General features: G+C 54.8%; 13 protein-coding genes. 8 read left to right on the top strand and 5 right to left on the bottom strand.

Annotated features, from left to right (window positions below; genetic code table 11):
- Nucleotides 1-546, top strand: a 546-nt coding sequence (locus tag MVK46_RS05685) for a nucleotidyltransferase (RefSeq protein ID WP_297535675.1), incomplete at its 5' end; no start/stop codon positions are given.
- Here the strand turns inward: MVK46_RS05685 and MVK46_RS05690 are convergent.
- On the bottom strand, nucleotides 536-1,714 hold the full coding sequence (locus MVK46_RS05690; protein ID WP_297535676.1) for an MFS transporter: 1,179 nt from the start codon (nucleotides 1,712-1,714) through the stop codon (nucleotides 536-538). The two genes, MVK46_RS05685 and MVK46_RS05690, sit on opposite strands and share 11 nt — an antisense overlap.
- A gap of 17 nt (nucleotides 1,715-1,731) precedes the next feature.
- On the bottom strand, nucleotides 1,732-1,881 hold the full coding sequence (locus MVK46_RS05695; RefSeq protein ID WP_297535677.1) for a hypothetical protein: 150 nt from the start codon (nucleotides 1,879-1,881) through the stop codon (nucleotides 1,732-1,734).
- Between the two features lie 277 nt (nucleotides 1,882-2,158).
- On the opposite strand from MVK46_RS05695, the gene MVK46_RS05700 reads away from it, so the two are divergent.
- Nucleotides 2,159-3,772 carry a hypothetical protein gene (locus MVK46_RS05700; RefSeq protein WP_297535678.1) on the top strand — a complete coding sequence of 538 codons (1,614 nt, stop codon included), beginning with the start codon at nucleotides 2,159-2,161 and terminating at the stop codon, nucleotides 3,770-3,772.
- A gap of 3 nt (nucleotides 3,773-3,775) precedes the next feature.
- Here the strand turns inward: MVK46_RS05700 and MVK46_RS05705 are convergent, their stop codons facing one another.
- Together MVK46_RS05705 and MVK46_RS05710 are read right to left on the bottom strand one after the other, a co-directional pair.
- The gene (locus MVK46_RS05705; RefSeq protein ID WP_297535679.1) at nucleotides 3,776-4,405 is read right to left on the bottom strand and encodes a GNAT family N-acetyltransferase; all 630 of its coding nucleotides are present in this window, start codon (nucleotides 4,403-4,405) and stop codon (nucleotides 3,776-3,778) included.
- Nucleotides 4,406-4,409: 4 nt separating this feature from the next.
- Nucleotides 4,410-5,225, bottom strand: a complete 816-nt coding sequence (locus MVK46_RS05710) for a GNAT family N-acetyltransferase (protein ID WP_297535680.1) — start codon at nucleotides 5,223-5,225, stop codon at nucleotides 4,410-4,412.
- Nucleotides 5,226-5,285: 60 nt separating this feature from the next.
- On the opposite strand from MVK46_RS05710, the gene MVK46_RS05715 reads away from it, so the two are divergent.
- Nucleotides 5,286-5,786: a hypothetical protein gene (locus MVK46_RS05715; RefSeq protein WP_297535681.1), complete on the top strand. Its 501-nt coding sequence runs from the start codon at nucleotides 5,286-5,288 to the stop codon at nucleotides 5,784-5,786.
- Here MVK46_RS05715 and MVK46_RS05720 read toward each other — a convergent pair.
- Complete coding sequence (locus tag MVK46_RS05720) at nucleotides 5,758-6,924, bottom strand: MFS transporter (RefSeq protein WP_297535682.1); 1,167 nt, start codon at nucleotides 6,922-6,924, stop codon at nucleotides 5,758-5,760. The genes MVK46_RS05715 and MVK46_RS05720 overlap by 29 nt on opposite strands.
- A gap of 61 nt (nucleotides 6,925-6,985) precedes the next feature.
- Between MVK46_RS05720 and MVK46_RS05725 the strand changes: the two genes are divergently transcribed.
- The 5 genes from MVK46_RS05725 to MVK46_RS05745 all read left to right on the top strand — a co-directional run.
- Entirely contained in the window at nucleotides 6,986-7,978 is a 993-nt protein-coding gene (locus tag MVK46_RS05725; RefSeq protein WP_297535683.1) for a hypothetical protein, read from the top strand.
- Nucleotides 7,956-8,111: a hypothetical protein gene (locus MVK46_RS05730; protein WP_297535684.1), complete on the top strand. Its 156-nt coding sequence runs from the start codon at nucleotides 7,956-7,958 to the stop codon at nucleotides 8,109-8,111. The genes MVK46_RS05725 and MVK46_RS05730 overlap by 23 nt, the downstream gene beginning before the upstream one ends.
- A 25-nt stretch (nucleotides 8,112-8,136) precedes the next feature.
- Nucleotides 8,137-8,583 (top strand): winged helix-turn-helix domain-containing protein, encoded by a 447-nt coding sequence (locus MVK46_RS05735; protein WP_297535685.1) that lies wholly within the window; start codon nucleotides 8,137-8,139, stop codon nucleotides 8,581-8,583.
- A 1-nt stretch (nucleotide 8,584) separates the two neighbouring features.
- On the top strand, nucleotides 8,585-9,070 hold the full coding sequence (locus tag MVK46_RS05740; protein ID WP_297535686.1) for a hypothetical protein: 486 nt from the start codon (nucleotides 8,585-8,587) through the stop codon (nucleotides 9,068-9,070).
- Nucleotides 9,067-9,273, top strand: a 207-nt coding sequence (locus MVK46_RS05745; RefSeq protein ID WP_297535687.1) for a hypothetical protein, incomplete at its 3' end; no start/stop codon positions are given. The genes MVK46_RS05740 and MVK46_RS05745, both read left to right, overlap by 4 nt.

Genomic DNA, 9,273 nt, shown 5'->3' on the forward strand with positions numbered 1-9,273 from the left:
AACCTAGTAAGGCAGATAAGGCGGTACTTTAAGGAGGAGCACTTCAGGAACAAGAGGAATACCGCCAGAATAATCCTCATCGGGAAAGTCCTCTTCGACAAAACGGGCATTGTAGAGACCCTTCGAGCCGAGGCCGAGGAGTACATGAGGAAGCCGTTTCCAAAGCCCGAGTCAGTGAAAGTCGAACTGGCCAAGTACGTTCTCTGGGACGCTCTCGACAGCCTGAAGGATGCAGAGGAACGAGGAGACCCGAGCTACGCTTACCTCTATCATCTGGCTCTGAAGGAAGCGCTTGAGTCCTACGCTCGGTTTTTGAGGGTCGAAGTACCGCCGGCGAGCAAGGTGTATCGCCTCTTCAGCGACGGGGCCTTCAGAAGGGCTTACCTCTTTCCCGACTTCCCAAATGATGAGTTCGTCGCCCTCTTTCTCAGGGCCATGAAAGAAGTCAGAACCGAGAACGCCGAGGCTTTGATAACTCACGTCCTTGAGAAGATGGGCGGTTTCAGCATAGACGGCTGGAGGCTGAGGACTGGGGTTAATGTTTAGCCACGAGACTTCTGGCTTTGTAGAGCCACCAGAACATCGCCCCCGCCAGTAAAAACAGGCCGAAGCTCACAGCGTAGGGCAGAGTTGGGTGAAGGCTTGCCAGAGCTCCCGCAACGAAGGGCGTGAATAGGCCTAAGAGGGTCTTATAACTCGATATCGCCGCATGAAACTCGCTAGTGCGTTCCTTAGGAATCAGCGAGAACTGCCAAGAGCGGTAGAAGGGAAACCCCAAGGTGCTTCCGAATTCTCCAATGGCATAAACAACAATTACAAGCCAAAAGGGCGGTGCCAATGCCATGATGAGTGTGTATAAAGCATTAATGAACATTGCAATGCCGAGAGCTTGAAATCCCTTCCCCTTCGGAACCCTCTCGCTCGCGTAAGTGCCAATTATCGAGGCCATACTGCTCGCGCAGGCTATCAGCGTTACCTCGAAGACCGTTTTATGGAGCACGAAGACGACGTAGTTAATCAGCACAATCTCCGGAGCCATCATCCAGGCGAGTGTGAAGAGCGTCTCAAACGCAATGAGAACTTTAAACTCGCCTGCCTTGAAGGTGAAGCTCTCTGGCGTTATCCGCTCCTCCCGGCCAACGGAGGGCAGGAACCGCCAGATGTACACTACCGTAACGGCCGAGAAGAGGCCGAAGAACATGAAGGTCCATCGGTAGCTCTCCGGCCCCGGATAGATGTAGCCAAGGATGTAGCCCATAATCGGAAATGTAACCAGCCTCGATATCTCCGGCAGGCGGAGGTGCCAGGCTAAGATTTCCTCGTACTTGTCCTCCGGGTAGATTACCTGCTCGTAAGCTCGATAAAGGGGATAGAGAACCGTTGAGAGCTTCTCAATTGTTTTGCCAGCGAAGAGCACTAAAGGGGCGACCGCGCCCTTCGCGAGGCCGTACAAAACGTAGGCGATGCCGTCAAGGACGTCTATCGCGATAAGACCCTTCTTGATGTCCCAGCGGTTGAAGAGCCGGCCGAAGAGGTAAGTTAGGGGAATCGCGATTATGTTTACAGCGGTAAAGAACGCCCCGACTTCGAGAATTGAGTATCCGGTCTCCATGAGGTAGAGCGGGAAGAGTATCCAGACCATCAGGCTGGGGGCAATGAGCGTGTGGTAGAGCATGTAAGCTTTAGCGTCGCGGGGAATCTCGCTCCAGCGCATTTGAAGTCCCGTTCAGATTACAACCGAGATTTTAAAACGTTTCCGAGACATTTGGCGTAAATCAGCGCCGGCTCGTTCCACTCTGGATACGGGTCCACCAGCGCGATTCTCACGAAGCCCCTCCGCTCGTAGAAGCGCCTCGTCTCGTCGTGGGGCTTGTAGCTCAAATCGCCTGACGTCTTGACAACGAGTAGCCTCCTTCCTTAAGTCCGCCCGATAGCTCTAAGGCCGGCCTCGTTGAACCACTCAGGAAGGCCCTGGGCTATTTGGAAGCATTGAGGCTCCTCTCCATGCTGGAGTTCCCGGATTTCCATAAGGCTAATTTTGGGTCTCGACGTTAAAAATCTGTCGAATCGTTCGGGAATATTTTGACGGATTTGATGAGATTTTATTCAAGAAAAAGTATTTTACCCAAAAAGTTGTAAAAAAATTTGAGGGATGGCAATGAGGTGGGTCCTCGTTGTGCTCCTTGTCCTTGCGCTGTCCCTCACAACGGTCTCGGCGGCCGAGTTTGAGTACACAATCCGGGGAGGCTCAATGGATTCATTCGACCCGTACTACGCCCTCTACTCCGATGGCAAGATGCTGGTTTCCGGAATCTACAGCAAAGGACTAAAGAACTACATTGCCTTGATTGAAATAACTCCGGATGGCGAGACCCTCTCCGGGACGATGCTGTCCCTTTCCTTCAATGATGGCACGGGGATTGGAGTTTCGCCCCTCGGAACTAACCAGATTCTCCTGAGGGCTTCTGACGGTTACTATCTGATTTCCGAAGCCCACTCAAAGAAAACGAAAAGCTTTAACAGTATATTAATCCTCAGGCTCGATAATGACTTAAACGTCCGCTGGGGCGAGATGATTTCGGCCTACGTGAACAGAACCTACGGTGGAACGACCCGGCTCGTGAGGACTCATATCTACCCGAGGGATGCTGTGCTTGATGGCAAGTACCTCTACATACTCGCAAAACTCGGGAAGTGGGCAGTCGTGCTAAAGGTCTTTGTGGACGAGAACAACAAGCCCCTATACGGTAAGGTGCTCTGGGCAAAGTCCGTTAGAGTCACCCTGGGTCTCGAACCCATAGGTCTGATGGTCGATGGGGACAGGATTTACGTCGTCTCTACGAACGCCGAGAGCGCGATTGGTGGGTCGAGAATAATCCTCATCGAAATGCTGACCAACGGAACGGTGCTCAACGTCCTCAGCTACTCCCACTACCGCTCCCAGGAAGGTGGCCACCTGCTCTACGCCAGCGGCATAGTCAGAGGAGCCAGTGGACTTTATGTAATCGGCACGTATGAAACCGAGGTGAACGGAACGTCCGTGAAGTTTCCAGCCGTGATAAAGATAGCCCAAAACGGAAGCCCGATATGGAGCATAGTGGTCAATGAACCCGGTCTCGTGACGAACCGCTTCGCAGTTTCAGGGGATTCACTCTATCTCGGAGAGATTGGCTCGTGGGTGGCCGGTGCTGAGAAGTTAAAGGACAGCGTTGTAGTGCTCAGGCTCAGCGGAAACGGAAGCGTTGATTGGGCGAAGGCCTACAAACCCAGCACGCTCCGAACTTTGAAGCTCGTCAGGAATATCTGGGCAGAAGGAGATACCGTCGTAGGAACTCTCGGATTGAGTGGTTCCAGAAGCGTAATTCTCTTTACGGTTGCTGAAAAAGACCCCTGCTGGAGGAACGTTAAGCTCGGAACTCGGGAGCTTCGCCTGAAATTCCACCCGGTAGATTCAAAATATTTCGAAGTTTCAACGGTGAAGTTCCAGGTTCTGGAAGAAGTGCGGGCAGAGAACACGGCACTGGAGTTAAAATCCTCGAAACTCTGCACCGGTCATGTTGGAACGACCTCCACACTGCCGACGACCACGTCGGGGACAACGACTTCCACAGCAACTTCAAAGACAGCTTCAAGCTCTCCAAGTCCGTCTTTCAAATCGACAACATATCCGGAAACTGGTACTTCCAGCTCTCCGGCGAAAGGAGGAATCTGCGGTCCCGGGCTTGTCGTAGTTCTCGTCCTTCTCCCGGTGTTGAGAAGGTGGCACGCTTAACTTTCACTTTTTGCCGAGCCATTTCTCCAAAGTTTGATTGACTAACCTCAGGAACTCCTCCTTCGTCCCACCTTTTCTGTAAAACTCCTCAAGCAGTTCCATAAAGCGCTTCTCTTCCTCCGTGAACTTCTCCCCACGCCAGCGGAAGATTCTGAAGGGCTCGCCGAGAAGTTCGACCGTGTGGAAGGACAGCCTCTCCAAGTGCTCCAAGTCCTTCACCAGCTCGATCGTGTTGATAACGTCGTAACCGAGCCTCTTCCAGAAGGCTATCGCATCTTTGTCCTGCGGCAGGACGAAGAGGTAGAGCGCGTCGTCGTGCTTCCTGACCTCCTCTTCCGCCCGCTCAACAAGGGCCCGTCCGATTCCCCGCCCCCTGAACTCTGGCCTTACGAAGAGTTCTTCAATCCAGAAACTGCCCTCCCGGCTTGAAACCCTGATGAATCCCAAGGCTTCTTCCTTCTCGATGGCGAGGAATATCATGTCTCCCCTCTTGAAGTAGTGTGTTGCCTCGGCCCTATACTCAGCCTCGGCATGTGGATTCCAGCCCTGCTTTCCTCGGAGTTCCCTGAAAAACTCGATGTAAAGCTCCTGGAAGTCTGGGAGGTGTCCCCCGGACAGGCGAATTATTTCCACACTCTCACCCCCGAACGAGCCTCTTCCTAAAAACCAGAACGTTCGGCTCCTCAGTCTCGTCCCAGAGGTGGAGACCAAGCCTCCTAAGGCCCGGCAGGAGGGGTTTTACCCCGCTCGGGAGCATCACGTCGAAGCTCTCCCTTCCCCTCTCACGGGCCACCCACGCCATCGCTGGGAGCATTGCCTTAAGAGTCGCCAAGCCAACGTCGAGGGGCGTGAACGTCGCTCCTTTCTTTGAAACCAGAAAGCGGAAGCCGTTGAAGTCGTAAAGGTCGGCGTTTTCCCTAATCCATCCTAAAGCCTCCTCGCTCCTCCTCACGAAGCGCCAACCGACGGGAATGAGGCCGAGGGTCAGGTCGCTCAGCTCCGGCTCGATTTTCTCAGGCCTCTCCGGTTGGAAGTCCTCTGTTTTCGCCCCGAAGACGAAGAACTTCGCCTTGACCCGAAAGCCCGTCTTCTCTGCCATCGAGATGCTCTCGCGGTTGAGGAAGTATGTCGCGAACTCAAGGGCTTCGATTTTTCCCTCCTTCGCGAGTCTCCCACCAAGCTGGAGCATGAAGTCGTGGAGCTTCCGCCCAAAGCCCCTGCCCCGGTAGTCGGGATGAACCCTCAATCCTTCGAGCCAGCCGACCTTTCCTGGCAAAAGCGTCAGCTTTGCCGTTCCCACAACCTTTCCGTCCACCTCGAGGACGTAGAAGTTATCGCCGAGCCACTCGTCGAAGACCCTCGCGAGGTAATCCGCGCCGTCCCACGTCAGCCTCGCTATTTCCTCGATGAAGGACCTATCTTCCGGCCTCGCCTCGCGTATGAGCATGAACATCACCGCCCTAAGTTGGGGAAACCTTTTAAGGGCCTTTCCCAATTACGCTGGGTGGTGTTAATGAGGCGCCTTCTCGCGGTCATCGTCGTTCTCCTCGTAGTTTCCTCACTCTTCGGATACGCCTTTCATCGGAGAAGCGTTGATGTTAAGAACGCAGAATCCGGCCTGCTTTCCGTTTCCACCACAGCCCTCTTCTGTCTGAGCGACATGGGTGCGCTCAGGACGATGGTTGAGCACAACGCGAGCGCTGATTTGCTGAGGGAGCGCGCCGGGAGGTACGCCTACTGCGCGCAGGTTCTCAGCGAGGCTTCCGGGTCTCTATACAAACTCACGGGAAAAGAAAGCTACCGGAACCTCCACCTCGCCGCGTCAAACCTCGCGGTATTCTTCAACCACGTGAGGAACAGCGGAGAGCCGAAGAAGTCTCTCCTTAAAAACGCGGACGTTATCGCTGCCATCGGTGACGCCATCTCGGGGATTTACAGAGCGGAGCTGAGGGGCAGTTTGAAAGAAAACCAGACGGGCCGGCTGGTTAATCTAACGGAAGGTCTCTCGTGGTGAGCGTGAGGATTCCAAGCGCGAGAACCCCCAGGAGGAAGGCACCCACCGGAAGGTTCGCCCCCGTTCCCCTTTCAATCAGCCACGCAAAGGTCAGCTGAGACAGGGGGATTACCAGCGTCGCGAGGGCGTCGAAAAGGCCCCTTGCAGTACCAAGGCGCTTAAGCGGGATAAACCTCTGCATCAGACTGTCGAACGAGACGTTGAGAAGCTCCCCGCCGAATCCCAGAATCAGAACTGCGGGAAACAGCATCAAAACCGTGGGGAATCCAGTGATGAGAAGGGCGAGGCTCTGGAGGAGCATTCCAATCATCAGCGGTCTCCGGAGGCCGATTCCCTTCCTTTTTGCGAGAATAGAGATAATCACGACGGCTACAAGGCTTCCAACGGTTGTGAGGGACTGCAGGACCCCGTAAACGAACTCCCCCGCGCTCAGCTTCCTCAGCGAGGCGAAGATGAAAATCCTGAACGAGCCGAGGGCGAAGTTGAAGAGGAGCATCGAGACGAGAACTCCTATGACGAGCCATCTGTCAATGATTATCCCTTTGTCCGATTCTCCCAGCTGGAGTTCCTCGCTCTTCCCCTTCACATCGACGTCCAGATACGGAATTAGTGTGAGCGCTCCAACGAGAAGGAGAACCGCGTCGAGGAGCATGGCCGTTATCCCGAAGCGGTAAGAAAGAAAGCCGGCCAGAGGGAAGGCCACCAGCGAAACGGCGTTTCCAACGGTGGCGAGCTTTGCGTTGAGGCTTTGGAGCTCCGACGGGTCGAGGGTCATCGAAGCAACCAGCGAGAAGCCGTAGTAGCGGTGGAGGATGTCCAGAGCGGAGATTCCGGAGACGATGAGGTAAAATGCAACGACGTTCGATGAGAGGGGAACTATCAGAGTGGCAAGGGCCGATTGAAGGAGGAGCGCGAGGAAGGCCGGCCTGACCTTCCTGGCCGTTCTGTCGAGCGTCCTTCCGAGGAGGGGCGGGAGGATAACCCAGGGCAGGTGGGAGAAGAGGGCGAAGCCGCCGATGCTCAGGAGCGAGCCGGTGCTCTGGAGAATCCCCCAGGGCAGGGCAACGCTCTCGATGGCGTCTCCCGCTGTTCTGAGGGCTGACGTGAGGAGCTGGAGGCGGTAGAGGGTTTGCTTCATGGAGACGGGGTTGAAGAGAAGGTTTAAAAGATTTTTCACATGATACTTCTTGGTGATAACCTTGGGTCGGCTGATGGTCTATGTTTGTTGCGGGAGCGATCCGGACTACTGGAAGCACGTTCCCAATGCCAAAGAGCTTTTATTGAAGCTTCTCCGTTCACCCGTAACCCGTGAAGAAGCCCTTCGCATGATTCCTGAAGATTCGCTGCGTTATCTCCTCTCGAATGGCCTTCTGAAGGAGGAAGACGGCGTCCTGAAGCTGAACTTCTGCGTTCTCCCGTGGGAGGACGTTCTGAGGCTGAGGGAAATCGGGGTCGAGTTCGGGGAGGCCCTCGCCAAGAGGCTCATCGGACTTATGGAGTCCTTTGACTCCCGGCTCATGAAAATGAGGGGAGTCGGGTGCTCAAGCCTCGAACACGTGCGTTTCTCGGTCATAGGTTGCTACGGTCTCGACCTGGAATCGCTCCGACTGGTCTTCGGAGGGGCTTTTTCTGGGGGCTTTGTCCCCTACGCCAAGGAGATAAGGGAGGGAGCAAAAAGACTCATGGAGGACTTTTACTGGGGTTGTCATTCATCACAGTTCGGACCCTACACATTCTACTCCTTCGGCAACCACACGGGCAGGCGGAACGCGTTCCCCGACCTGGTCTGGAGAGGCAAAGCGAGTGAGGAGGAAGCAATATCCGTTGCAAAAGCCCTCGAAGAGCACTGTTCCAAGGGAAATGCCGAGAACATGAAAATCCTTAAAAAATACGGCTACGAGAAAGCGCCGTTCTTCGGGCCGGAGGACGAGGAGGTAGGATGGAAGGTGGCATGGGAGGTCGCGGAAGAAGCGGAGCGGTTCCTTCGGAAAAATGATGAACTGAACGGTGAACTCAAAAGGCTGAGGGCATCGAAATGGTGCAGACGAGACGAACTCCTCATCGAGGTCTGGCACTGGATTTTTGGATGGGCCAACAACGTGCTGGTACGGGAAGGCTATTTTGCAAGACCGGAGGAGAGCGAGGACGGGGGAAGGTACATCAAATGGATTGCCCGTTCGAATAAACCATGAAGGGGAAGAGTACTTCTCGACCATTGGGGAGCTGAGGAGGATATGCGCCGAGCTCGGCCTAGAGCCCCGGTTCGAGAGGCTCAACCGCTACGTCCGAGTTGCGGAACTGCTCACCCCTGACCGGAAACGCTAAAGGACTGACCACCCAACCATTAACCATGCCCGATGAGGAACTCGCCAGGGAAGTCCAGGAGCTCAGGAAGGCGCTCGAAGAGCTGAGGGAGAGCTTCGCCCTCGTTTCCCAGCTGGCACAGGCCTATCTCCGCTTAATCAACCTCTACGCCCAGTACGGCGGGCTGGGAATAGAGGTGGCCGTTCCCGAGGTTACCGACCCCATATCGAGGGAAATCATTCGAATTCTCTTCGACCTCAAGCGGGCGAACGTGAGTGAGATAGCGCGGGAGCTGAAGGGCAGGCGCGGAAAGGCCTCGCGGAACACCGTGAGGGCCAAGCTGAGGGAGCTTAGGGAGATGGGAATCGTCGTCGAGGTTCCCGGGGAGAGGGGAAAGTGCTACGCCCTCTCAAAGAAGGTGGTCAAAAAGTGGTTCGAAATAATCGGAATCCCGATTAAGCTTGACCGGACTAAAGATTATCGAGGTGATTGATATGGAGGAGAAAGTTGGAACCCCCAAGAAGAAGCTGGAGGAGCTCCTGGACGAGCTCGTGGAGGAGATGAGGAACGCGAAGACGCCGGAGGAGGTGAAAGTCCTCAGGGAGAAGGCGGAGGTACTCGAAGACCTCATCGAGGCCTATGAGGGCGACAAGGATTTGGAGAAGATACCCTTCCTCATGGAGAAGCTAGGGGACATAGTGGAAGACCTTATTGGACCCCTTAAGGAATTTCTAAACGAACTCTACAGCCCAGAAAGAATTCAGGCAATGGGCAAGAGCGTGGCGGAGTTCTACAAAAACCTCGTCGAGGCGGGTATGGACAAAGAGGCGGCGCTTGAGCTCACGAAGGAGTTCATGGACTCCATAAACCCCGGCAAGGAGCTTATGGAGGCTCTGGCGAACCTCACTAAGAAGGGTGCTGTTGTGATAAATGGCCCGACCTACTATGGGAAAAAAGACGGGGAGGAGAAGAAAGAGTGATTCTCCCCCTTCTCCGCTTTTTTCTCCGCCTCCCATCGCTCGCGTTTAGAATCGCTAGTCTCGTGAGGATAACCAACCGGGCGAGGCGGAGCTTTAAGCGTATTCTCAGGGCTGAGGGCCTTCCAGAGGACGTGGTCGAGGAGCTTGCCGAGCATTTAACTCCTCGGCTTTCGCCTCTTACTTTTCAAGCTGGCCGGGTTAGT

The organism is Thermococcus sp. (assembly GCF_027066465.1).
Lineage (GTDB): Archaea > Methanobacteriota_B > Thermococci > Thermococcales > Thermococcaceae > Thermococcus.

Excerpts from the sequence above, each read along its gene's own strand:
- MVK46_RS05720 (WP_297535682.1), bottom strand. The coding sequence starts at position 6,924 with ATGAAGCAAACCCTCTACCGCCTCCAGCTCCTCACGTCAGCCCTCAGA.
- MVK46_RS05715 (WP_297535681.1), top strand. The coding sequence starts at position 5,286 with ATGAGGCGCCTTCTCGCGGTCATCGTCGTTCTCCTCGTAGTTTCCTCA.
- MVK46_RS05710 (WP_297535680.1), bottom strand. The coding sequence starts at position 5,225 with ATGTTCATGCTCATACGCGAGGCGAGGCCGGAAGATAGGTCCTTCATC.
- MVK46_RS05740 (WP_297535686.1), top strand. The coding sequence starts at position 8,585 with ATGGAGGAGAAAGTTGGAACCCCCAAGAAGAAGCTGGAGGAGCTCCTG.
- MVK46_RS05690 (WP_297535676.1), bottom strand. The coding sequence starts at position 1,714 with ATGCGCTGGAGCGAGATTCCCCGCGACGCTAAAGCTTACATGCTCTAC.
- MVK46_RS05700 (WP_297535678.1), top strand. The coding sequence starts at position 2,159 with ATGAGGTGGGTCCTCGTTGTGCTCCTTGTCCTTGCGCTGTCCCTCACA.
- MVK46_RS05735 (WP_297535685.1), top strand. The coding sequence starts at position 8,137 with ATGCCCGATGAGGAACTCGCCAGGGAAGTCCAGGAGCTCAGGAAGGCG.